The organism is Streptomyces sp. NBC_00461 (assembly GCF_036013935.1).
Taxonomy (GTDB): domain Bacteria; phylum Actinomycetota; class Actinomycetes; order Streptomycetales; family Streptomycetaceae; genus Streptomyces.
Genome location: NZ_CP107902.1, coordinates 5,875,545 through 5,897,487 on the forward strand (window position 1 = coordinate 5,875,545; position 21,943 = coordinate 5,897,487).

General features: G+C 70.4%; 21 protein-coding genes. 12 read left to right on the plus strand and 9 right to left on the minus strand.

What is annotated here, in order from left to right; translation table 11 throughout:
• The first annotated feature begins 77 nt into the window (after positions 1–77).
• Complete coding sequence (locus OG870_RS27600; RefSeq protein ID WP_327691633.1) at positions 78–1,589, plus strand: tetratricopeptide repeat protein; 1,512 nt, start codon at positions 78–80, stop codon at positions 1,587–1,589.
• A gap of 114 nt (positions 1,590–1,703) precedes the next feature.
• On the opposite strand, the gene OG870_RS27605 is transcribed toward OG870_RS27600, so the two are convergent.
• From OG870_RS27605 to OG870_RS27620, 4 genes are all read right to left on the minus strand, one after another.
• On the minus strand, positions 1,704–2,660 hold the full coding sequence (locus OG870_RS27605) for a M28 family metallopeptidase (RefSeq protein ID WP_266519530.1): 957 nt from the start codon (positions 2,658–2,660) through the stop codon (positions 1,704–1,706).
• 150 nt (positions 2,661–2,810) lie between these two features.
• Positions 2,811–3,269, minus strand: a complete 459-nt coding sequence (locus OG870_RS27610; RefSeq protein ID WP_266519532.1) for a VOC family protein — start codon at positions 3,267–3,269, stop codon at positions 2,811–2,813.
• A 119-nt stretch (positions 3,270–3,388) separates the two neighbouring features.
• Positions 3,389–4,339: an EamA family transporter RarD gene (gene rarD / locus OG870_RS27615; protein ID WP_266844463.1), complete on the minus strand. Its 951-nt coding sequence runs from the start codon at positions 4,337–4,339 to the stop codon at positions 3,389–3,391.
• A 120-nt stretch (positions 4,340–4,459) separates the two neighbouring features.
• A complete protein-coding gene (locus OG870_RS27620; RefSeq protein WP_266519536.1) occupies positions 4,460–5,314 on the minus strand; it encodes an SDR family oxidoreductase in 855 nt (284 codons plus the stop codon).
• A 91-nt stretch (positions 5,315–5,405) separates the two neighbouring features.
• On the opposite strand from OG870_RS27620, the gene OG870_RS27625 reads away from it, so the two are divergent.
• The 3 genes from OG870_RS27625 (at position 5,406) to OG870_RS27635 (ending at position 7,005) form a co-directional block, all read left to right on the plus strand.
• On the plus strand, positions 5,406–5,810 hold the full coding sequence (locus OG870_RS27625) for a winged helix-turn-helix transcriptional regulator (protein WP_266519538.1): 405 nt from the start codon (positions 5,406–5,408) through the stop codon (positions 5,808–5,810).
• Positions 5,811–6,089: 279 nt separating this feature from the next.
• Complete coding sequence (locus OG870_RS27630) at positions 6,090–6,653, plus strand: DUF6082 family protein (RefSeq protein ID WP_327691635.1); 564 nt, start codon at positions 6,090–6,092, stop codon at positions 6,651–6,653.
• A gap of 163 nt (positions 6,654–6,816) precedes the next feature.
• Positions 6,817–7,005, plus strand: a complete 189-nt coding sequence (locus OG870_RS27635; RefSeq protein WP_266519542.1) for a hypothetical protein — start codon at positions 6,817–6,819, stop codon at positions 7,003–7,005.
• Positions 7,006–7,122: 117 nt separating this feature from the next.
• On the opposite strand, the gene OG870_RS27640 is transcribed toward OG870_RS27635, so the two are convergent.
• The 5 genes from OG870_RS27640 to OG870_RS27660 all read right to left on the minus strand — a co-directional run bounded on the left by OG870_RS27640 (position 7,123) and on the right by OG870_RS27660 (position 14,141).
• On the minus strand, positions 7,123–8,202 hold the full coding sequence (locus OG870_RS27640) for a 2-oxoacid:ferredoxin oxidoreductase subunit beta (protein WP_266844456.1): 1,080 nt from the start codon (positions 8,200–8,202) through the stop codon (positions 7,123–7,125).
• Positions 8,195–10,123: a 2-oxoacid:acceptor oxidoreductase subunit alpha gene (locus OG870_RS27645; protein ID WP_266519546.1), complete on the minus strand. Its 1,929-nt coding sequence runs from the start codon at positions 10,121–10,123 to the stop codon at positions 8,195–8,197. Before OG870_RS27645 ends, OG870_RS27640 begins: the two co-directional genes overlap by 8 nt.
• Before the next feature lie 311 nt (positions 10,124–10,434).
• Entirely contained in the window at positions 10,435–11,094 is a 660-nt protein-coding gene (locus OG870_RS27650; RefSeq protein WP_323178111.1) for a response regulator transcription factor, read from the minus strand.
• A 334-nt stretch (positions 11,095–11,428) separates the two neighbouring features.
• Positions 11,429–12,826 (minus strand): sensor histidine kinase, encoded by a 1,398-nt coding sequence (locus tag OG870_RS27655; protein ID WP_266589346.1) that lies wholly within the window; start codon positions 12,824–12,826, stop codon positions 11,429–11,431.
• A 121-nt stretch (positions 12,827–12,947) separates the two neighbouring features.
• On the minus strand, positions 12,948–14,141 hold the full coding sequence (locus tag OG870_RS27660) for a sensor histidine kinase (protein WP_266589348.1): 1,194 nt from the start codon (positions 14,139–14,141) through the stop codon (positions 12,948–12,950).
• Between the two features lie 270 nt (positions 14,142–14,411).
• Here OG870_RS27660 and OG870_RS27665 point away from each other — a divergent pair, with 270 nt between their 5' ends.
• The 8 genes from OG870_RS27665 (at position 14,412) to OG870_RS27700 (ending at position 21,937) form a co-directional block, all read left to right on the plus strand.
• A complete protein-coding gene (locus tag OG870_RS27665) occupies positions 14,412–14,804 on the plus strand; it encodes an NADH-quinone oxidoreductase subunit A (protein WP_266519554.1) in 393 nt (130 codons plus the stop codon).
• Positions 14,795–15,445, plus strand: coding sequence for an NADH-quinone oxidoreductase subunit B (locus tag OG870_RS27670; RefSeq protein WP_266519556.1), 651 nt, complete (start codon positions 14,795–14,797; stop codon positions 15,443–15,445). Before OG870_RS27665 ends, OG870_RS27670 begins: the two co-directional genes overlap by 10 nt.
• A complete protein-coding gene (locus tag OG870_RS27675; RefSeq protein WP_266589350.1) occupies positions 15,442–17,166 on the plus strand; it encodes an NADH-quinone oxidoreductase subunit C in 1,725 nt (574 codons plus the stop codon). The genes OG870_RS27670 and OG870_RS27675 overlap by 4 nt, the downstream gene beginning before the upstream one ends.
• On the plus strand, positions 17,163–18,131 hold the full coding sequence (locus OG870_RS27680) for a complex I subunit 1/NuoH family protein (RefSeq protein WP_266519560.1): 969 nt from the start codon (positions 17,163–17,165) through the stop codon (positions 18,129–18,131). Before OG870_RS27675 ends, OG870_RS27680 begins: the two co-directional genes overlap by 4 nt.
• Entirely contained in the window at positions 18,131–18,784 is a 654-nt protein-coding gene (locus tag OG870_RS27685) for a NuoI/complex I 23 kDa subunit family protein (RefSeq protein ID WP_266519562.1), read from the plus strand. Before OG870_RS27680 ends, OG870_RS27685 begins: the two co-directional genes overlap by 1 nt.
• A gap of 65 nt (positions 18,785–18,849) precedes the next feature.
• The gene (locus OG870_RS27690) at positions 18,850–19,557 is read left to right on the plus strand and encodes an NADH-quinone oxidoreductase subunit J family protein (protein ID WP_266520558.1); all 708 of its coding nucleotides are present in this window, start codon (positions 18,850–18,852) and stop codon (positions 19,555–19,557) included.
• Positions 19,557–19,946, plus strand: coding sequence for an NADH-quinone oxidoreductase subunit NuoK (gene nuoK, locus OG870_RS27695; RefSeq protein WP_266519564.1), 390 nt, complete (start codon positions 19,557–19,559; stop codon positions 19,944–19,946). Before OG870_RS27690 ends, nuoK begins: the two co-directional genes overlap by 1 nt.
• A complete protein-coding gene (locus tag OG870_RS27700) occupies positions 19,943–21,937 on the plus strand; it encodes an NADH-quinone oxidoreductase subunit 5 family protein (protein ID WP_266589352.1) in 1,995 nt (664 codons plus the stop codon). The genes nuoK and OG870_RS27700 overlap by 4 nt, the downstream gene beginning before the upstream one ends.
• Positions 21,938–21,943 lie beyond the last annotated feature (6 nt).

Below are 21,943 nucleotides of genomic sequence, written 5' to 3' on the forward strand. Positions count from 1 at the left end.
CCGACGGCGGGAGGGAGCACCATGGAATCCGGACGCGCTGTCCGCCGACTCCCCGACGCATCCGAGTGAGGGAACCGATGTCTCGACTCAGCCGCGAGAAGAAGCGGGATCAGAACCGCGCCGTGGGCTCGGCGGCCCTCGTGACGGCACCGATCGACGTCCGCGTCCCCGCGGCTGGCGTGGTCGGCGCGTGGGTCGGCGGTGTGCCGGTCGCCGCGGCCGCCGGCGAGGAGATCCAGCAGGCCGTCCTGAACCACCTCCAGCGCGTGGCTCTCGCCACGGGCAACCCCGTCCACGCCACGGTCCACGACGAGCGGATCGGTTACGTCGTACACCTTCGGGTGGACACGGACGGGGCCAGCAGTTTCGCGGGGGAACCCGTAGGGATGACTGCTCCTGCGGGAGAGTCGCGGGACGCGGCGAAGGGCCTGCCGGCCCTGCCTCCTGTGCCGTCCCCGCCACCAGCACCGTCCCCTCCCCGGTCACTGCCGCCGTCTCCGCCGCCGGCGCCGGCCCTGCCGCCCGCGCTGTCGGTGCCGGCCCCGTCGCCCGCCGTGCCGGAGGCGCCCCTCGCCGAGCCGGTGGCTTCGTCCACCGAGCCGTCGGAGGCCCCCGCTGCCGCGGAACCGGGGCAGCCCGAGGAGCCGCCCCGGCGTGACAAGCCGACGCATGTCCTCCGGGCGACGCAGGAACCCGTGCGGGAGACCGCCCCGACCTTCCCGCTGCGGGCGGTCTCGGAGCCGCTGCCGTTGGGTGAGAACGTGCCGACGTTCCCCCTGAGGGCCGTCCCGGAGCCGTCGGACGGCACGGCGGGAGGGGCGGCGCAGACGTTCGCGCTGCGCGCTCTGCCGGAGCCGCCCGAGGACAGGGCTCCCGGCACGGTCGCGGCGCCGATGGGCGAGTTCGGCCCGCCCCCGCCGATGGACATGGTGCCGCAGCGTGGCCTCGAACCCGAGGACGCACCCGCACCCCGCCGGGAACCCCCACGCGACCGCTCGGCCGGTTCTCTCCTCGTCGTCCCCTCGGACCCGGCCCTCGACCCCGACCCCAAGCCCACCCCGGCCCGCGGCTTCGACGCCGTGGCCGAGGCGGTCCTCGGCGACGAACCGCCGACCACGCCCGACTTCCTCGCGGAGCCGATGGCGCAGATCAACGAGGCCGTGAAGGCGGGACGGATAGAGACGGCGGCGGGACTGGCCGAGAGCGCGGTCGGGGAGGCGTCGGCGGCGCTCGGACCGGAGCACACCGAGGTGCTGCGGCTACGTGAACTCACGGCGTACATCGCCTACTTGGCGGGTGACCCGATCCGTTCCTTCCGGCTCTCGCTCGACCTCGCCCGGATCCGCCGTGGCAGCCGGGACACGGAGGCGGCCTACGGCAACATCCAGAGCGCGGCCTCCGCCTGGCGTGCCGTGCGCGATCCGCAGCAGGGCCTGGACCTCGGCCGCGATCTGATCGGCCTGTGGACCGAGCTCACGGCCGAGGACGGCCCGGCCGCCGACGACATCGAGCAGCTGGAGTCGGCCCGCGCCCGCATGGGCCGGCTCACGGAACGCGCCCGCAAGTCGGCCCAGCCGCCGATGGGTTGACCGTACGCCCAATGGGTTGAGCAGACGCTCGGTCGGCTGACCGGACGCCCGGTGAGCCGACCGGGCGACCGATGGATCGACGTGCGCCCGATGCGCTGAACGGCTGCTCGGACGCTAGGAAGACAGCTCCCACAGGGCGTGCGCGATGGCGTCGCTGTTGTGGTCCAGCGCGGTGCTGTCGATGTTGGACGCGGTGTCGCAGGACGCGTGGTAGCAGCGGTCGAAGGCCCGCCCCGACGTGCCGCCCCACTTGGCCGCCTGGGCCGCCGTCTTGACGTAGTCGGCGCCGCTGAACAGCCCACCCACCGCAACGCCCGCGTCCTTGAACGGCGCGTGGTCGGAGCGGCCGTCGCCCTCGGTCTCGGGCTCGGTGGCGATGCCGAGGCCGGTGAAGTAGTCCTTGAACGTCTTCTCGATGGCCGGGTCGTCGTCGTAGACGAAGTAGCCGGGGTTGGGCGAGCCGATCATGTCGAAGTTCAGATAGTCGCTGATCTTCGAACGGTTCGCGGTGGAGAGGCTGTTGACGTAGTAGCGGGAGCCGACCATGCCCAGCTCCTCCGCGCCCCACCAGGCGAACCGCAGGTGCTTGGCGGGCTTGTAGCCGGCCCGCGACACGGCGAGCGCGGTCTCCAGGATGCCGGCCGAGCCGGAGCCGTTGTCGTTGATGCCGGGCCCGGCGGTGACGCTGTCCAGATGGGACCCGGCCATGACGACCTGGTCGGTGTCGCCGCCCGGCCAGTCGGCGATCAGGTTGTAACCGGTACGGCCCGAGGACGTGAACTGCTGGACGGTGGTGGTGAATCCGGCCGCGTCCAGTTTGGCCTTCACATAGTCGAGCGAGGCCTTGTAGCCGGCCCGGCCGTGCGCGCGGTTGCCGCCGTTGGCGGTGGCGATGGACTGGAGTTGGTCGAGGTGGGCCTTGACGTTGGCCACGGAGATGTCGGGCGCGGCGGTGGCCGCCGGTGCGGGTGCCGCAGCGGGCGCCGCGCCGGCTATGGATCCACCGGTCAGGAGCATGACAGCCGAAACGGTGACGGCCGCCGTCGCGCGCCCGGAAACGGAGAGCTTCATGTGGGGGGCTCCGAAGTCCTTTGATTGAACAGGGTCCCCGGATGGTGAAGCTTTGACCAACTATGAGTCAAGAGCGTTATCAGGACAGGGGGTTCGCATAACGGAGCATCCGACGGTGCGGCCGCCTTGTCGGGCACGCCCTGCGCTCACCTACTGGACGCAGAACTCGTTCCCTTCCGGATCCGCCATCACCACCCACTCCCCGCCCGCCTCCTTGACCCGGCGCACCACACTCGCCCCGAGCCCCTCCAGCCGTTCGACCTCCCCGTCCCGGCGTCCCTCGCCGGGATGCAGATCGAGGTGGAGCCGGTTCTTCACGGTCTTCGCCTCCGGCACCCGTTGGAACAGCAGCCGCCGCCCGAGACCGGTTCCGCTGTCCTGGTCGTACGGGTCGTCCGGATGCCGTACGGCGATCAGGTCCCGGAAGGCCGGGCGGCCGTGGAAGTCGAGGGTGGCCGCGGCGGGCAGGGCACCGAGCTTCAGCAGCCGCTCGATCAGCGCGCTGTTGTCCTCGACCTCGTACCGGAGCGCGGCGCTCCAGAACTCGGCCTGCGCATGCGGATCGGCGGAGTCGATGACGAGCTTCCAGTGCACGGGAGTCTGTGTCATGGACCACTTATAACCGGCGGGCACCATTTTTCAGCGCCACCCGCATCAGTCAGCCCGTCCGGCGTTCGAGGACGCGGTCGTTCAGGCCGAAGCGCCTGTCCCGAAGAGGGCGGCCCCCGTCAGGCATCCACCGCAGCCGCAGCCGCCGTGTCCACCCGCTCCGTCCTGACCTCGGCCCGCACCCTCCGCGCAGCGCGCCACGCGTCCCACGTCAGGAGGCACAGCGCCACCCACACCAGCGCGAACCCGGCCCACCGCTCCACCGGCATCGCCTCATGGAAGTACAGAATCCCGAGCACGAACTGGAACACCGGCGCCAGATACTGCAGCAACCCCAGCGTCGACAACGGCACCCGGATCGCCGCCGCCCCGAAGCAGACCAGCGGCAACGCGGTCACCACCCCGGTCGCGGCGAGCAGTGCCCCGTGCCCCACCCCGCCGGTCGTGAAGGTCGACTCACCCCGCGAGGCCAGCCACAGCAGGTAGCCGACCGCGGGCAGGAACTGGATCGCGGTCTCCGCGGCCAGCGACTCGATCCCGCCGAGACCGACCTTCTTCTTCACCAGCCCGTACGTGGCGAACGAGAAGGCGAGCGTGAGCGAGATCCACGGCGGCTGCCCGTATCCCACCGCGAGCACGACCACCGCGGCGAACCCGGTTCCGACCGCCACCCACTGCACGGGCCGCAGCCGTTCCTTCAGGAGCAGCACGCCCATCGCGATGGTGACCAGCGGATTGATGAAGTACCCGAGTGAGGCCTCGACCACGTGTCCGCTGTTGACGGACCAGATGTACACGCCCCAGTTGACGGTGATGACCGCCGCGGCGACCGCGACGAGCCCCAGCCTGCGCGGCTGCCGAAGCAACTCGCCGGCCCAGGCCCAACGCCGTGTCACCACGAGTGCGACGCCCACGAAGACGAGGGACCAGGCCATCCGGTGGGCGAGGATCTCGATCGCTCCGGCGGGCTTCAGCAGCGGCCAGAAGAGGGGTACGAGGCCCCACATCCCGTATGCCGCGAAGCCGTTCAGCAGCCCTATGTGCCGCTCGCCCCTCGCCTTCCCGGTCACGGGGTCCTCCTCGCCTCGTCGCGCATGCGTGCCAGGCAGAAGGTAACGCCGAGCGCCCCCGCCTGTCATGCCCGTATCGCCATACGGTCATGACAGGCGGCGGTGTGCCCGGAGGGAGCGTCAGCCCTTGACCGCCACCGCGATCGCGTCGGCGAGCGGCGTGGTCGGACGGCCGGCCAGCCGGGACAGGTCGCCGGAGGAGACGACCAGCTCGCCCTTCTCGATGGAGGCGTCCACGCCCGCGAGGATCGCGGCGAGCGGACCGGGCAGCCCGACACCGGCCAGGATCCCGGTGAAGGCCTCGACGGAGACGGGGCTGTACGCGATCTCCTTGCCGGTCTGCCTGCTGAGCTCGGCCGCGTACTCGGAGAAGCTCCACGCCTCGTCGCCGCCCAGCTCGTACGTCTTGTTCTCGTGCCCCTCGCCGGTCAGAACGGCGACGGCGGCGGCCGCGTAGTCGGCGCGCGAGGCGGAGGAGACCCGGCCCTCGCCGGCCGCCTGGACGACGGCGCCGTGCTCGAGCGCGGGGGCCAGGTTCTCGGTGTAGTTCTCGTGGTACCAGCCGTTGCGCAGCAGCGCGTAGGGCACGCCGGAGGCGAGGAGGACCTCCTCGGTGGCGCGGTGGTCGTCGGCGAGCGCGGCGGTCAGGGTGCCGGGGGCGCTGGTGTAGGCGAGCAGGGCGACACCGGCGGCCTTCGCGGCCTCGATGACCACCGTGTGCTGGCCGACGCGGCCCTTGTCGAACTCGTTGCCGGAGATGAGCAGCACCTTGTCGCCGGCCGAGAAGAGGCTGCCGAAGGTCTCGGGGGTGTTGTAGTCGGCGACCGCGATCTTCACGCCGCGCGAGGCGAAGCCGGCGGCCTTCGCCTCGTCGCGTACGACGGCGGTGATCTGGTCGGCCGGAACCTTCTCCAGCAGCTGCTCAACGACGTGGCGGCCGAGGTGTCCGGTGGCGCCGGTGACGACGATGCTCATGATTGATGACTCCTTGTGGGGTGCGTATGACACTTACCTTAGGATGTGCGCTAACTCTTCGAAAGTACCCACTTTGAAGTAAGGTACTGGCATGACAGTAAGTACCGTGGGCGGCGGGACCGCAGGTGGCGCGAAGTACGACACCGGCGAGGCGATGTGCCCCCATCGCCTCGTCCTGGAGCACCTCACCAGCCGCTGGGGCGTGCTGGTCCTGATCGAACTCCTCGACCGCCCCTACCGCTTCAGCGAACTGCGCCGGGCCATCGGCCGGGTCAGCGAGAAGATGCTCACGCAGACCCTGCAGACCCTGGAGCGCGACGGTCTGGTGCACCGCGACGCCAAGCCGGTGATCCCTCCGAGGGTCGACTACTCCCTCACCGACCTGGGCCGGGAGGCGGCGCAGCAGGTGCGGGCCCTGGCGACATGGACCGAGCGGCGGATGGGGGAGGTGCAGAAGGCACGCGAGGTGTACGACGCCGCGAAAGGGCGGGGCTGAGCAGCGTCGACGCCCTCCAGTGGCAGCATCGGCATCCGCCGGTGGCCGGCATCGACGCCCTCCGGCGAAGGAGTGGCGCAGGCGCTCGCAGGGCACATACAAGACAGGGCGTCGGTTGACATGAGCGGTTCGTCCACCCATGCGCCCCCTCTCCGCCTCCCGCGCCGTCTTGATCCGCCCGGCATCCTGGGGGCGGGCGCTGTGCCCAACCGCGCGCTGGTCCTCGTGCCGCCCACGAGGTCATCGACCGGTGCGCGGACGCCTATTCGGGGGTTCGCATTGGCCACACAGAATCCGGACGCGCGAAGGATCGGTTCTGCAGGACGGCCCCGGGCCGGTCGGACCCGCGTCCCCTTTCCCCGTCAGGCCTGGCGGCGCCGCCAGGAGGAACTGGCCCTGGACCTCCTCGGCGAACTCACCCGGCTCACCGACGAGATCCGACATGCCAACCTGATCCAGTTGCACCGGATCACCGCCGCGCAGGTCGATCACGCCATGGCGGATCCCGCGCTGGCGTCGGCCATGAGCACGCTGGACAGCGTGTCGCACGGCAAGCGACGGCAGGTGTTGTTCGCCAACCGTGAATACGGCGCGATCGTCCTCGGCCATCGCATCGGTGCCTACGACTGGGACGAACTGATCGGCCACCTGCGGATCCTCGCCCGGAACGAGGTGTTCAAGGAGTACTGGGAGGCGACGGTCGAGCACCGTCGGAGTGTTCCGCACCAGAGCCTTGAGGCGAGGGTGGGCCGGGCGGTCGACGTGATCATGGAGGAGCTCGGGGAGGGCCCGGAAGAGTGGTGGGTCGTGGGGCCGAGGCCGGATACCGACCCGTCCGGGTGACCGTACGAACCTGGCAGTGTTTGAGGTAGCGTCTTTTCGTTTGGGGCTGAGGGGCCCAGAGTTGGGGCCTGGTAAGGAAGAGGTCACCTCAGTGCCAAGCAATGAGTTCCGGTCCGTCCACATCACTCGCCGCCTCGGGGACACGCCCCGTCAGCGCGGATCCATGACGGGCGAGTCGTGCCCGGATCTCTTCGAGTTGAGTGACGGTGCCTTCGCGGTGATCGGAACCGACCGGACCGAAGAACTGGACGCACTGCTTCCGGCGGATGCCGCTCGCGCCGACTACGAGCGCATCGTCGTCATCACCCGCGACACCCTCCTCCGAGCCAAGAGAGACATTCCCGACGCGTGAGACGGAAGGGCCCGGATGCGCCGTATGCATCCGGGCCCTTTCCGTGTCGGGTCTCCGCGCAGGGTCCCGTGTCAGGTTTCCGTGCGGGATGCCTCGTCAGGGCCCCGTGTCAGGCCGTCAGCCGACGACCGTCCAGGCGTCCCCGCCCGTCAGCAGCGCCGCCAGGTCGCCCTTGCCGTTCTGCTCGATCGCGGTGTCGAGCTGGTCGGCCATCTGCGTGTCGTAGACCGGCCGGTCCACCGACCGGAGCACACCGATCGGGGTGTGGTGCAGGGTGTCCGGGTCGGCCAGCCGGGACAGCGCGAAGGCCGTGGTCGGCGACGGGGAGTGGGCGTCGTGGACCACAATCCGGGACTCGTTGTCCGCGGTCACGTCGACCACCTTCAGGTCACCGGTCACCGCGTCCCGTACGACACCTCGCGAACCGTCCGCCCCGAAGCGGATTGGCTTCCCGTGCTCCAGCCGGATCACCGCCTCCTCGGCCTGCTGCTTGTCCTTGAGGGCGTCGAACGCGCCGTCGTTGAAGATGTTGCAGTTCTGGTAGATCTCGATCAGCGCGGTGCCGGTGTGGGCGGCCGCCTCCCGCAGGACCGACGTGAGGTGCTTGCGGTCCGAGTCGATCGTCCGGGCCACGAAGGACGCCTCCGCGCCGAGGGCCAGGGACACCGGGTTGAAGGGCGCGTCCAGTGAGCCCATCGGCGTCGACTTGGTGATCTTGCCGACTTCCGAGGTGGGGGAGTACTGGCCCTTGGTGAGGCCGTAGATCCGGTTGTTGAACAGCAGGATCTTGAGGTTGACGTTGCGGCGCAGGGCGTGGATGAGGTGGTTGCCACCGATGGACAGCGCGTCGCCGTCACCGGTGACCACCCAGACGCTCAGGTCCCGCCGGCTGGCGGCGAGTCCGGTGGCGATGGCGGGGGCCCGTCCGTGGATGGAGTGCATGCCGTACGTGTTCATGTAGTACGGGAAGCGGGACGAGCAGCCGATGCCGGAGACGAAGACGATGTTCTCCTTGGCGAGTCCCAGCTCCGGCATGAAGCCCTGGACGGCCGCCAGGATCGCGTAGTCACCGCAGCCGGGGCACCAGCGCACTTCCTGATCGGACTTGAAGTCCTTCATGGACTGGCGGGCCTCGGCCTTGGGGACGAGCGAGAGCGCCTCGATCGTGCCCGTGCCTTCCGTGGACGTCTCAGCCATCGATGGCCTCCTTGAGAGCCGTGGCGAGCTGCTCAGCCTTGAACGGCATGCCGTTCACCTGGTTGTACGAGTGGGCGTCCACCAGGTACTTCGCCCGGATCAGCGTGGCGAGCTGACCGAGGTTCATCTCGGGGATCACCACCTTGTCGTAACGCTTCAACACCGTGCCGAGATTCCTCGGGAACGGGTTGAGGTGACGCAGATGGGCCTGCGCGATGGACTCACCGGCCGCGCGCAGCCGCCGTACCGCCGCCGTGATCGGTCCGTACGTCGAACCCCAGCCGAGCACCAGGGTGCTCGCCTCGTGCGGGTCGTCGACCTCCAGATCCGGTACGTCGATACCGTCGATCTTGGCCTGCCGGATGCGGACCATGAAGTCGTGGTTGGCGGGGGCGTACGAGATGTTGCCGGTGCCGTCTTCCTTCTCGATGCCCCCGATGCGGTGCTCCAGGCCGGGCGTGCCGGGGACGGCCCAGGGGCGGGCGAGTGTCTGCGGGTCACGCTTGTACGGCCAGAAGACCTCGGTGCCGTCGTCCAGGGTGTGGTTCGGTCCCTGCGCGAACTGCACGGTCAGGTCCGGGAGTTCGTCGAGTTCAGGGATGCGCCAGGGCTCGGAGCCGTTGGCCAGGTAGCCGTCGGAGAGCAGCATCACCGGGGTGCGGTACGTCAGCGCGATCCGCGCCGCCTCCACGGCCGCCTCGAAGCAGTCGGCCGGCGTCCTGGGCGCGATCACCGGGACGGGCGCCTCGCCGTTGCGGCCGAACATGGCCTGCAGCAGGTCCGCCTGCTCGGTCTTGGTGGGCAGGCCGGTGGACGGGCCGCCGCGCTGGATGTCGATGACGAGGAGCGGCAGCTCCAGGGAGACGGCGAGCCCGATGGTCTCGCTCTTGAGCGCCACCCCCGGGCCGGAGGTCGTCGTCACCCCGAGCGAGCCGCCGAAGGCCGCACCCAGCGCCGCGCCGATGCCGGCGATCTCGTCCTCGGCCTGGAAGGTCCGTACGCCGAAGTTCTTGTGCTTCGACAGCTCGTGCAGGATGTCCGAGGCCGGGGTGATCGGGTACGAGCCCAGGAACAACGGCAGGTCCGCCTGGCGAGACGCGGCGATCAGCCCGTAGGACAACGCGAGGTTCCCGGAGATGTTGCGGTAGGTCCCCGGCGGGAAGGCGGTGGCGGCCGGTGCGACCTCGTAGGAGACCGCGAAGTCCTCGGTCGTCTCGCCGAAGTTCCAGCCGGCCCGGAAGGCGGCGAGGTTCGCCTCGGCGATCTCGGGCTTCTTCGCGAACTTGGCCCGCAGGAACCTCTCGGTCCCCTCGGTGGGCCGGTGGTACATCCACGACAGCAGCCCCAGCGCGAACATGTTCTTGCTGCGCTCGGCCTCCTTGCGGCTGAGGTCGAACTCCTTGAGCGCCTCGACCGTGAGGGTCGTCAGCGGCACCGGATGCAGGCTGTAGCCGTCGAGCGAGCCGTCATCCAGGGGGGAGGCGGCGTATCCGACCTTCTGCATCGCCCGTTTGGTGAACTCGTCCGTGTTGACGATGATCTCCGCGCCGCGCGGCACATCGGCGAGGTTCGCCTTCAGGGCGGCGGGGTTCATGGCGACCAGCACGTTCGGCGCGTCGCCCGGGGTGAGGATGTCGTGGTCGGCGAAGTGCAGCTGGAAGGACGAGACGCCCGGCAGGGTTCCGGCAGGCGCCCGGATCTCGGCCGGGAAGTTGGGAAGGGTGGAGAGATCATTGCCGAAGGACGCGGTCTCGGAGGTGAAGCGGTCGCCGGTGAGCTGCATACCGTCACCGGAGTCTCCCGCGAACCGGATGATCACCCGGTCCAGCCTTCGTACGTCCTTTGTTCCGCCCGGCCCCCGCTGCTCTCCGACGACGGTTCCGTCTGCCTGCTCCGCTGTCCTGCTGACCTGGCTGGTCACTGAACTGGACCTCCCTCGAGGCGGCTGTCTGGGACCGGCCCTCCCGCAGGCCCTCCCAGGATCAACCCTACGTCGGTTAGGGTCGCCTTCCTGTGGCCATTCGCATCATGGACACAGTTTTGAGACGATGTGACGCCCTGACTTGTCATGATTTCTCGCCCCCCGGCGCTTCCCTTGAAGACGCTCCCCGTAATTCTTCGGTTCTAGGGCTGGACGGACGCTGGATTGACGGCTGAATGGGCTGCTGCTGACGCGCTGACGGGCGGCTGATGACTCGTTGACCAGGCTGCTATTGACTCAGTGTCAGCCCGTCACGAGTTCAGATAGGTGAGGACTGCAAGAACACGCCGGTGATCCCCGTCACTCTGGGACAGCCCGAGCTTCAGGAAGATGTTGCTGACGTGCTTCTCGACGGCACCGTCGCTGACCACGAGCTGTCGCGCGATGGCCGAATTGGTCCGCCCCTCCGCCATGAGCCCCAGCACCTCCCGCTCCCGGGGTGTCAGCCCGGCCAGCACGTCCTGCTTACGGCTGCGCCCGAGCAGCTGCGCGACCACCTCGGGGTCCAGCGCCGTACCCCCCTGGGCCACCCGCACCACCGCGTCCACGAACTCGCGCACCTCGGCGACCCGGTCCTTGAGCAGGTAGCCGACGCCATGACTCGAACCGGCCAGCAGTTCGGTGGCGTAGCGCTCCTCCACGTACTGCGACAGCACGAGCACGCCGAGCCCCGGATGTGCCTTGCGCAGCTGCACCGCGGCCCGCACCCCTTCGTCGGTGTGCGTCGGCGGCATCCGCACGTCGGCGACCACCACGTCGGGCAGCTCGCCCTGCGCGTCCAGCTCGGTGATGGTCTTGATCAACGCTTCCCCGTCGCCGACCCCGGCGACCACGTCGTGCCCTCGGTCGGTCAACAGCCGGGTCAGTCCCTCCCTGAGCAGTACTGAATCCTCGGCGATGACCACGCGCACCCTGTCCTCCACGATCTCCGGCCCCCCAGCCCGACTTCAACTGCCGGTAGTCCAGCATTCCAGCATTCGGACCGGGTCGCCCCTGACCAACAGGAATCAACGCGAATACGTGCACTGCGCGGCGGGTTCCCGCCCCTCGGAGCCTCTCGGGTCACGGGTTGCTCATACGGGGTGACGGATTGTTGATCTTTGGGTGGATGGGTGGATGGGTGGGGAGTGGGTGGGTGGGGAGGCGAGGGCGTTCAGGCGGAACCGCCAGAGGGCGCCGGGCGCTCTCTGGCGGGGGTGCAAGCGGCGTGCAAGCGGCGTGTGAGCGGCGTGCAAGCGGCCGTGGTCAGCCCAACGCCCGCTCGCCACGCCAGGGCAACTCCGCGGTGACCCGGGTGGGACCGCCCACCGGTGAGTCGACCACCAGGATCCCGTCCACCGCGTCCAACCGCTCCGTGAGCCCCCCGAGCCCGGACCCGCCGGTGACGTCCGCGCCGCCCACGCCGTTGTCCACGACCTGCACCATCAGCCGGTTCTCCACCCGCCACACATCCACCGCCGCCCACGTGGCCCGCGCGTGCTTGCTGATGTTCTGCAGCAGCTCGGAGACGGTGAAGTAGGCGATGCCCTCGATGGCCGGCGCCGGCCGCTCGGCCAGATCCACCTCCACCTGCACCGGCACGGTGCACCGCGAGGCAACGGCCGACAGCGCCGCGTCCAGGCCCCGGTCCGTCAGCACCGCCGGATGGATTCCGCGAGCAAGATCCCGCAGCTCCTGCAAGGCCGTCTTCACCTCGCCGTGCGCCTCGTCGACCATCCGCGCGGCCGCCGCCGGATCCTCTGTGAGCTTCTCCTTCGCCAGCCCCAGATCCATGGCCAACGCCACCAGACGGGCCTGTGCCCCGTCGTGCAGATCCCGCTCGATCCGCCGCAGGTCCGCAGCCGCCGTGTCCACCACGACCCCCCGGTCCGACTCCAGCTCCACCACCCGCGTCGCCAGCCGCGACGGCCCGAGCAGCCCGTGCACCATCAGCCGGTCCACCATCGTCAGCGCTCGTACGATCCACGGCGTGGCCAGCGTGAACAGCAGCCCCACCAGCGCGGTGACGGTGATCTCGAAGGGGTTGTCCAGGTAGATGCTGTGGCTGCCGTCGCCGTACAGCTGAAGCCCGCCCTGGCCGCCGTACATCGGGAAGAGCCAGAACCACAGCGGATACGTGAGCAGCGCCCACCCGTACGCCCAGAAGTTCACGGCGACCACGAACGAGAACACCGACCAGGGGAACTGCAGCAGCGCGTACAGCAACGTCCGCCACGACGTGCCGCTCTTCAGCACCGCCCCCATCCAGGCCATCACGCCGGGCTTCTTCATCCGCAGCGGCTCGGGGTCGGCGACGTCGAGGCCCAGCAGCCCGCGCGCCCGCGCCCGCTCCATCGCCCCGAAGCCCCGGCAGCCCGCCAGCCCGGCCGCCAGCACCGGAATGCCGAGGAACGTCACCAGCAGACCCGCCCCGAGCGACAGCATCGTGACGGCGTACGTGAACATCAGGACGCCGATCGGCAGGCCCAGCAGCACATATCCGAACTCGCGCCAGCTGCGCCCCTCGAAGGGTGCCCGCAGCCCGACGGGCAGCCGGCGCCGCCGGTCTCCGAGCCCGAACCCGTCGCCGAACCCGTCGTCGTAACCGTGCCCGTCGTCGTAACCGTGCCCGTGCCCGTAGCCCTGTCCGTACTCCGTGGCCATCGGCGTCGTCCGTTTCTACTCGTCCTTCCAGCCGTGCGGCTGACCTGTCGTACCTCCACACTCCTCCGCCGCAGGTCCGCGAACCATGGAGTCCGTCGGCGTCTTGGAAGGGGGGTTTTCCCTACCCCTCGCCCGGGGCACGGTCGCGCCACGGCAGTTCCGCGGTCACGACGGTCGGGCCGCCCTGCGGCGAGTCGATGACGAACAGCCCGTCGACGGCGTCCAGCCGGTCGGCGAGCCCCTTCATCCCGCTGCCGCCGTCGAGGCGCGCGCCGCCGCGGCCGTCGTCCTCCACCTGGATGAGCAGGCGGTCCGACGACCGCCACACCTCGACGGACGCGGTCTTCGCCGCACTGTGTTTGCTGACGTTCTGCAGCAGCTCGGAGACGGTGAAGTAGGCGATGCCCTCGATGGCGGCCGCGGGCCGTGCGGCGAGGTCGACCGTCACCTTCACGGGGACGGTGCAGCGCGAGGCGACCGCGGACAGCGCGGCGTCGAGACCCCGGTCGGTGAGTACGGCGGGATGGATGCCGCGTGCCAGATCCCGCAGCTCCTGCAGCGCGAGTTTCACCTCGCCGTGCGCCTCCGCGACCATCTCCGCCGCCGTGTCGGGGTCCTCCAGGAGCTTCTCCTTGGCCAGGCCGAGCCCCATCGCGAGATTGACCAGGCGGGCCTGCGCCCCGTCGTGCAGGTCGCGCTCGATGCGACGCAGGTCGGCGTTGGCCGTGTCGACCACGACCCCGCGGTCCGACTCCAGCTCCGCGATGCGCCGCTCCAGCTCGTCGGAGGGCGACAGCAGGCCGCGCACCATCGCCCGGTCGGCGTTGGTCAGCCCCCGCGCGATGAACGGCAGTACCGGCCACAGCACGAACAGCGAGGTCAGCGTGATGGCGAAGGTGAGGATGCCCCAGGGCAGCCGGATGAAGTCGTACAGCACCGTGCGCCAGCCCACCGGGTCCTTCACCCTCATCCACAGCCACGGCAGGAAACCGGTGCCGCGTCCGGGCAGCGGGCTCGGCTCGTCCACCCGCACCCCGAGCAGCTTCCTGGCCCGCGCCCGCTCCATCCGGCCCAGCAGCCGCGCACCGGCCAGCCCGGCCGCCAGCAACGGGAACCCGATCACCGTCACGGTCAGCCAGAACCCCGTGAACAGCACCGTGACGACGTAGATGAACCCCAGCAGCGCCACCGGAAGATTTGCCAGGAGATGCGCGATCTCCTTCCAGGTGTGCCGGTCGTAGGCGAAACGGACGGGCGGCAGACGGTCGCCGTCACTTTCCGGGGCCCGCATCGGGCGCGAGAGTCGTTCGGTCATATGGGCCAGCGTGCCGCGCGCCGGGCGTCAGCGCCATGAGGTCGACCGCCGCCGTCCCCTGGGGAAAACCCCACCCCGGCATCTCAAGGTGATCTCAAGGCGTGACGGGCTGCTTACCGTCTCTTTATCAGGGCCTAGACTCCCGTGCGTACAGATCGTCGAACAGCAGCGTTCATCAGGGCCGCAGGTCACCGGGGCGGATGGCGACCCGCGGCAGACGGCCCACGGTGATGCCGCAGGGTCGCAGAGTCAGGGAGCGAGGGTACGGACGTGCGGGAACCGACCGTTGTCGCGGCGGACTACTTCCAGTCGTACTCCGTCGTCGGACTGCTCGCCGTCGTCGGCGTGCTCTTCGTCGCCGTCGCCTTCGGGGCCGGCCGCCTGCTGCGGCCCGTGGTCCCCACCCCGGAGAAGCTCCTGACCTACGAGTGCGGAGTCGACCCCGTCGGCGAGGGCTGGGCCCACACCCAGGTCCGCTACTACGTCTACGCGTTCCTGTACGTCGTCTTCGCCGTCGACTCGATCTTCCTGTTCCCCTGGGCCACGGTCTTCGCCGCCCCCGGCTACGGCGCGACGACCCTCGTCGAGATGTTCATCTTCCTGGGCTTCCTGGCCGTGGGCCTGCTCTACGCATACAAGAAGGGCGTTCTGGCATGGATGTGACGACGCCAGAAACCAACGGGCAGCCGACCGCGCCGGGTGTGCCGGGCGAGCCGAGTGGGCCGGTTCTGCTGCCGGAGCCCAAGCGCCTCGGCGCCCTCGCCCGCCTCGCCCCCGAGCCGATGAAGGTGGTCCTGAACTGGGGCCGCCGGTATTCGCTGTGGGTCTTCAACTTCGGCCTCGCCTGCTGCGCGATCGAGTTCATCGCCGCGTCGATGGCCCGCCACGACTTCATCCGCCTCGGCGTCATTCCCTTCGCACCCGGGCCGCGACAGGCCGACCTGATGGTCGTCTCCGGCACGGTGACGGACAAGATGGCGCCGGCGGTGAAGCGCCTGTACGAGCAGATGCCGGAACCGAAGTACGTCATCTCCTTCGGCGCGTGCAGCAACTGCGGAGGCCCCTACTGGGACTCCTACTCCGTCACCAAGGGCGTCGACCAGATCATCCCGGTCGACGTCTACGTCCCCGGCTGCCCGCCGCGCCCCGAGGCCCTGCTCCAGGGGATCCTGAAGCTCCAGGAGAAGATCGCGCGGGAGTCGCTGAGCGAGCGGTACGGCACCTCCCGCCCTTCGGCCGCGGCTCTGCAGACCGGCCTGGTGAAGCCGCCGGCCGCCGAGTCCTCGGGGCGGGAGGACCGATGAGCACGGTCGGCTGGCTCCCCGCCCCCGTCGACGAGTTGTTCGGTACGGAGGCCACCGCCGAGGAGGCGTACGAGGTCCTCACGGTCGACGTCCCGCCGGCCACCTGGCTTGCCGCGCTGGAGGTGGCGCGCGACCGGTTGTCCTGCACGTACTTCGACTGGCTGAGCGCGGTGGACGAACCGGGCACGGGGTTCCGCGTCGCGGCCCACGTGGTGTCCCTGTCTCCCGTACGCCGCCTGCTGCTGCGCACGACGGTCCCGCACGAGGCGCCGTCGCTGGCCTCCGCCGTCGGCGTCTACGCGGGCGCGGCCTGGCACGAACGCGAGACCCACGAAATGTTCGGCGTCGTCTTCGAGGGCCACCCCGCCCTGGACCACCTCCTCCTCCCAGAGACCTTCGAAGGCCACCCCCTCCGCAAGGACTTCGTCCTGGCCGCCCGCGTGGCCAAGGCCTGGCCCGGCGCCAAGGAACCGGGCGAGTCCGAGCACGGCGGCCCCAAGCGCCGCCAGATGCTTCCCCCAGGCGTCCCTGACCCGAACGAATGGGGTCCCCTGAAGGGCCAGCTCCCCCCGGCCCCGACCCGCCCCACCAGGGCCGCGGGCCGACCAACAGCCGACCGCCCCACCCGCACACCGGCCGACCGCCCGCCCCGCCGCACCCGCACAACCGCAGAGGGCTCGGCCAGCCAGACGGCCGGTTCCGGCAGCCAGATGGCGGGTTCCGGTTCCGGTTCCGGTTCGGACGATGCCGGGGCCGGGGCCGGGGCCGGGAGTGGGCGTTCGGTGGGGGAGGGGTCGGCGAGTCAGGCGGTGACGCCAGGATCTGCTGATGCTCCGAGTAGGCCGCGGCGTACGCGTTCGGCTGCGGAGGGTTCGGTGAGTCAGGCGGAGGGCGCGACGAGTCAGGGGGAGGGCGCGTCCGGTCGGGCGGCGACTTCGGGGACCGGCGATGCTTCGGGGTCCGGCGATGCTGAGGCTCGGCCGCGGCGTGCCCGTTCGGCCACGGGAGGATCGGCGAGTCAGGCGGCGTCGACTCCGGCTGGGGGAGCCCCGGCTGCCCCGTCCGCATCGGATGGCCAGCCCTCTGCGGCAGAGGCACCGGCCGACCGGCAACCGGGGGCAGCCGGTGCGGGTACGGGTGCCCGTGCGACCTCGCCGCGACGCGCGCGCAGCGCGAGCGAAGGCTCGGCCTCGCAGACCGCACCCCCCTCCCCGACAAAGGGCGCGACAACCCCACCCGCTCACACCCCCCGCAGTTCTGACGCCCCGTGGCATCACGCCCGCCCGGCCTTCGACGAGCAGGAGCCGGGGCAGGAACAGGAGCCCGTGCAGGAGCAGGAGCTGCAGGCGCAGGTGCCGCAGCCGGGGCCGGAGCCGGAGCCAAGCCCTGGTACGAAGTCCGGCTCGGAGTCTGAGGCGGGCCCTGAGCCTGAGGCGGGCGTGGAGGCAGAGCAGGAACAGGAGCAGGCGCCGCAGCCGGACCCGGAGCCAGAGGCGAGCCAGGAGACGGAGCCTGTCGCGGAACCGGCGGGCGAAGCCGAGCCCACCCCGAAACCCCCTGCTGGTGCCAGGGCCGCCGATCGCGGTTCGGATGCGGCCGAAGGAAAATCCGACCCCTCTGAACCCATCTCAGAGCCGTCCGCCTCCGAGGAGACCCCCGCCGAGCAGGAGGCCGAATCCCCGGTCGCGAACCCCGAAGACCCCGCAGGAGGCCCGCAGTGACCGACGCTCTGGACGTCGTCCTGCGACTCCTGATCGTGTTCGTCGTCTTCCTCACCTTCCCTCTGATCGTCGGTCAGACCGAACACAAGGTCATGGCTCACATGCAGGGCCGCCTCGGCCCGATGTACGCCGGCGGCTTCCACGGCTGGGCCCAACTCGTAGCCGACGGCGTGAAGTTCGCGCAGAAGGAAGACATCGTCCCGGCGGGCGCGGACCGGCGCGTCTTCCAACTCGCCCCTGCCGTGGCCCTCCTGCCGTACCTCCTGGTCCTTCTGGCCATTCCCATCGGCCCGGGCGAGGGCGCGGTCGGCCAGGTCCTCGACGCGGGCATCTTCTTCGTGCTCGCGGTGATGGGGGTGGGGGTCCTCGGCTCGCTCATGGCCGGTTGGGCCTCCGCCAACAAGTTCTCCCTACTCGGTGGTCTCCGTACCGCCGCCCAGCTCCTCGCCTACGAACTCCCGATGCTCCTCGCCGCCGCCTCCGTCGCGATGGCGGCCGGCACGGTCTCCCTCCCCGGCATCCTGGACGCCTTCCACTGGTGGTGGCTGCCCTGGCAGATCGTCGGCGCGATCGTCTTCTTCGTCGCCGGCCTCGCCGAACTCCAGCGCCCGCCCTTCGACATGCCGGTCGCCGACTCGGAGATCATCTTCGGTGCGTACACCGAGTACACGGGCCTGCGCTTCGCTTTGTTCCTCCTCGCCGAATACGCCGGAATCATCGTCCTGTGCGGGCTGACCACCGTCCTCTTCCTGGGCGGCTGGCACGGCCCCTGGGGCGCCGACGGCCTCGGCTGGGTCTGGACCCTGCTGAAGACGGCCGTCCTCGCCTTCCTCGTGATCTGGCTCCGCGTCACCTATCCCCGCCTGCGCGAGGACCAGCTGCAGAAACTCTCGTGGACCCTCCTCGTCCCCCTCTCCCTCGCTCAGATCGCCCTCACCGGCATCGTCAAGGTGGTGATCTCCTGATGGCTGAGCCGCTGCCGTCCACCCGGTCCCGCATCCCCGGCTCCGGCCTGGCCAAGGGCCTGGCCGTCACCCTTCGCACGATGACGCGGAAGACGGTCACCGAGCAGTACCCGGACGTCCAGCCCGACCTGCCGCCCCGCACCCGGGGCGTCATCGGACTGTTCGAGGAGAACTGCACGGTCTGCATGCTGTGTGCCCGTGAGTGCCCGGACTGGTGCATCTACATCGACTCCCACAAGGAGACGGTCCCGGCGGCGACCCCCGGCGGCCGTGAACGCAGCCGCAACGTCCTCGACCGCTTCGCCATCGACTTCTCCCTGTGCATGTACTGCGGTATCTGCATCGAGGTCTGTCCTTTCGACGCCCTGTTCTGGTCCCCGGAGTTCGAGTACGCCGAGACCGACATCCACGAACTCACCCACGAGCGCGACAAGCTCCGCGAGTGGATGTGGACGGTCCCGGCTCCGCCCGCCCTCGACCCTGGCGCGGAGGAGCCGAAGGAGATCGCCGCCGCCCGCAAGACCGCTGAGAAGCTGGCGGCCGCGTCAGCCGCGTCGGCCGAGCCCGTCGAGCCGTCGCCCGAGCGGAACCAGCCGAACCAGCCGACCGAGCCACCGGCCGGTCCGACCGAACCCGAGGGAGGCGCGTCGTGACCCTCACCGCAGTCGCTGAGACGGCGGCGCACGCCATGGCCGCCCCCGCCACGGCCGCCAATGCGATGGCCGCCCACGCCACGGCCGCTCACGCGACGGCAGCCCACGCCACCGCGACCACGGCCGCCGCGGGCACCCACGGCTTCCTCTCACCGACCGGTGTCGAGGTTGCCTTCCTCCTCGTCGGCCTGGCCACCTTCGGCGCCGCCCTCGTCACCGTCACCACGCGGCAACTGGTGCACGCCGCACTGTGGCTGGTCGTCACGCTCGGCGGCCTCGCCGTCGAATACCTCCTGCTCACCGCCGAGTTCATCGCCTGGGTGCAGGTCCTCATCTACGTGGGTTCCGTCGTCGTCCTCCTTCTGTTCGGTCTGATGCTCACCAAGGCCCCCATCGGCCGCTCTCCGGACGCCGACTCCGGCAACCGCTGGGCCGCCCTCACCGTGGCCGTCGCCGCGGCTGCCGCCCTGGTCTGGGTCGTCATCGACGCCTTCCGCGCAACCTGGATCGACCTGGACGGCCCGGCCGCCGGCTCCACCGCCGTCACCGGAGCGAGCCTCTTCCAGAACTGGGTCCTTCCCTTCGAGGCCCTCTCCGTCCTCCTCCTCGCCGCCCTGGTCGGCGCGATCGTCCTGTCCCGCAAGGCGACGGCGGAGATGAGCTCTCCCCCTGTGAACTCCCGAGCCGCGACCGGCAGTTCCCCTTCCGTCCCGGATTCCCGGATTCACCCGGTCGAGGGACAGGACCCGGCCGAGCAGGAAGGCGCCCGCTGATGCACCTCGCCTATCCCGCCGTACTCTCCTCCCTTCTCTTCTGCACCGGCCTGTACGGCGTCCTCGCTCGCCGCAACGCGATCCTGGTCCTGATGTCCGTCGAGCTGATGCTCAACGCCGTCAACCTCAACCTCGTCGCCTTCGACGTCTGGCTCAGCAAGGCCGCCCAGGACACACTCCACTCCGGCCAGGCCCTGACCCTGTTCACCATCGCCATCGCCGCCGCCGAGATCGGTATCGGCCTCGCGATCGTCCTCTCCGTCTACCGCAACCGCGGCACCTCGGACATCGACAAGCTCCGCGACAGCGCCGAGGGCCACGAGAGCGACGGCCCCGACGGTGACGCCCTGCCGACGGATCAGACCGGGAAGGCTGAGGCCACCGCGTGACCACGACCACCCTCGCCGTCCTCGTCCCCCTTCTGCCGTTCCTGGGCGCCGCGGCCGGCCTGCTCCTGGGCCGCACGGCCCCCGGGTTCGTCCGCCCGCTCGCCGTCCTGCCGCCCCTCGCCTCCCTCGTGCTGGCCGCGCTCGTCGCCGTGCGCCAGGGCGGCGAACAGGCGATCGACGCCGCCACGGAACTCACGCCCACCGGTTCGGTCCCGGTCGAACTCGCCCTGCACATCGACGGCTTCGCCGCCCTCGTCGCCGTGCTGGTCGCCCTGGTCGCCTCCTGCGTGCAGATCTACTCGACGGGCTACCTGCGCGACGACCCGCGCTACCCCTCGTATGCCGCCCTCGTCTCCCTCTTCACCTCCGCGATGCTGCTCGTCGTCTACTCCGGCGACCTGATCGTGCTGCTGGTCGGCTGGGAGATCATGGGCATCTGCTCGTACTTCCTGGTCGGGCACTACTGGGAGACCCCGGAGGCCCGCGCCGCCTCCATCAAGGCCTTCCTGGTGACCAAGCTCGGCGACGTCCCCTTCCTCATCGGCCTGTTCGCGCTCGCCACCGATGCCGGCTCCTTCCGCATCACGAAGGTCCTCGGCACGGTCGCGAGCGGCGGACTCGACCATCCGACACTGATCGCGCTGCTGCTCCTGGCCGGCGTGGCAGGCAAATCGGCCCAGTTCCCGCTGCACACCTGGCTCCCCGACGCGATGGCGGGCCCGACACCCGTCTCCGCGCTGATCCACGCCGCGACGATGGTCGCCGCCGGTGTCTACTTCATCGCCCGTCTCCTTCCGGTCTTCGAGGCTTCCTCGGCCGCGATGATCGTCCTCGCCGTCATGGCAGCCGTCACGATGGTCGGCTCGGGTCTCGCCGCGCTCGCCCAGGACGACATCAAGCGCGTCCTGGCCTACTCGACGATCGGCCAGCTCGGCTACATGACCGGCGCCCTCGCGGTCGGTGACCGCGGTGCCGCCGTCTTCCACCTCCTTACGCACGGCGCCTTCAAGGCGCTGCTGTTCCTCGCGGCCGGCGTGATCATCCACGCAGTGGGCACCAACTCGCTCGCCGCCATGTCCCGGATGCGGGGCCTGCGCGACCGTGTCCCCGACGCCTACTGGACGATGACCGTGGCGCTCCTCTCCCTCGCCGCGATCCCGCCCTTCAGCGGCTTCTTCTCCAAGGAGTCCGTCCTCGGCGCGGCCGAGCACGTCGCCACCGGCCACACCGAGCACGCCCCGGCCGCAGCAGGCTGGATCGCCCTCGTCGCCGGCCTCGTCACGGCGGCGCTCACCGCCGCGTACGCCACACGCCTTTGGCTGCTGACGTTCCAGGGCCGGGGAACCGAGGCCCCCGACCACGGCCGCCAGCCGCTCACCATGACCGTGGTGCTGTGGGTGCTCGCCGTCCCGTCCCTCGCGCTCGGCGGGCTCGCCTACCGCTCGCTGCCCGACTGGTTCGGCGGCCGCGACCTCACCCCGACCCTCACCACCTCCGTACTGGGCACGGGTGTGGCGCTGGTGGGCGGCATCGTCACCTACGGGGCCTGGCGCCACACCACCGCCCTCGCGGCTCGCGTCCCGCTGGGTGCGGTCGCGGCCCACCCCGAGGGCGACGCCGGACTGGTTGAGGCCGAGGCGATCGCCAGCCACGCACCCGCGTACGGCGACGTCGCCTCGGCGCCCGACCCGTCGGACCCCGGGCGGCTGCTGCTCGGCCCGTTGCACCGGCACGCGGCCGTCGGCTTCCACCTCGACGCCGTCTACGCGGCCCTCTTCGTCCGCCCGGTCCTGGCCGGAGCAAGTCTCGTCCGGTTCCTGGACCGCGAGGTCGTCGAGACCTACGTACGCGGTGCGGGCGCCCTACCCAGGCTGCTCGGGGCCGCCGTACGGCGCGCCCAGACCGGCAATGTGCAGACCTATGTGAGCGCGCTGCTCGCCGGCACCGTCGTCCTGGCGGTCGCCGCCCTCCTCGTCGCCACGGGAGCGTGAGCAGGC

What these genes read in the sequence shown, in the direction of transcription:
- OG870_RS27660 (WP_266589348.1), bottom strand. Translation starts at nt 14,141, where the DNA reads ATGACCGAACGACTCTCGCGCCCGATGCGGGCCCCGGAAAGTGACGGC.
- OG870_RS27675 (WP_266589350.1), top strand. Translation starts at nt 15,442, where the DNA reads ATGAGCACGGTCGGCTGGCTCCCCGCCCCCGTCGACGAGTTGTTCGGT.
- OG870_RS27690 (WP_266520558.1), top strand. Translation starts at nt 18,850, where the DNA reads ATGGCCGCCCACGCCACGGCCGCTCACGCGACGGCAGCCCACGCCACC.
- OG870_RS27610 (WP_266519532.1), bottom strand. Translation starts at nt 3,269, where the DNA reads ATGACACAGACTCCCGTGCACTGGAAGCTCGTCATCGACTCCGCCGAT.
- nuoK (WP_266519564.1), top strand. Translation starts at nt 19,557, where the DNA reads ATGCACCTCGCCTATCCCGCCGTACTCTCCTCCCTTCTCTTCTGCACC.
- OG870_RS27625 (WP_266519538.1), top strand. Translation starts at nt 5,406, where the DNA reads ATGACAGTAAGTACCGTGGGCGGCGGGACCGCAGGTGGCGCGAAGTAC.
- OG870_RS27670 (WP_266519556.1), top strand. Translation starts at nt 14,795, where the DNA reads ATGGATGTGACGACGCCAGAAACCAACGGGCAGCCGACCGCGCCGGGT.
- OG870_RS27620 (WP_266519536.1), bottom strand. Translation starts at nt 5,314, where the DNA reads ATGAGCATCGTCGTCACCGGCGCCACCGGACACCTCGGCCGCCACGTC.
- OG870_RS27655 (WP_266589346.1), bottom strand. Translation starts at nt 12,826, where the DNA reads ATGGCCACGGAGTACGGACAGGGCTACGGGCACGGGCACGGTTACGAC.
- OG870_RS27640 (WP_266844456.1), bottom strand. Translation starts at nt 8,202, where the DNA reads ATGGCTGAGACGTCCACGGAAGGCACGGGCACGATCGAGGCGCTCTCG.
- OG870_RS27685 (WP_266519562.1), top strand. Translation starts at nt 18,131, where the DNA reads ATGGCTGAGCCGCTGCCGTCCACCCGGTCCCGCATCCCCGGCTCCGGC.
- OG870_RS27600 (WP_327691633.1), top strand. Translation starts at nt 78, where the DNA reads ATGTCTCGACTCAGCCGCGAGAAGAAGCGGGATCAGAACCGCGCCGTG.
- OG870_RS27635 (WP_266519542.1), top strand. Translation starts at nt 6,817, where the DNA reads ATGACGGGCGAGTCGTGCCCGGATCTCTTCGAGTTGAGTGACGGTGCC.
- OG870_RS27605 (WP_266519530.1), bottom strand. Translation starts at nt 2,660, where the DNA reads ATGAAGCTCTCCGTTTCCGGGCGCGCGACGGCGGCCGTCACCGTTTCG.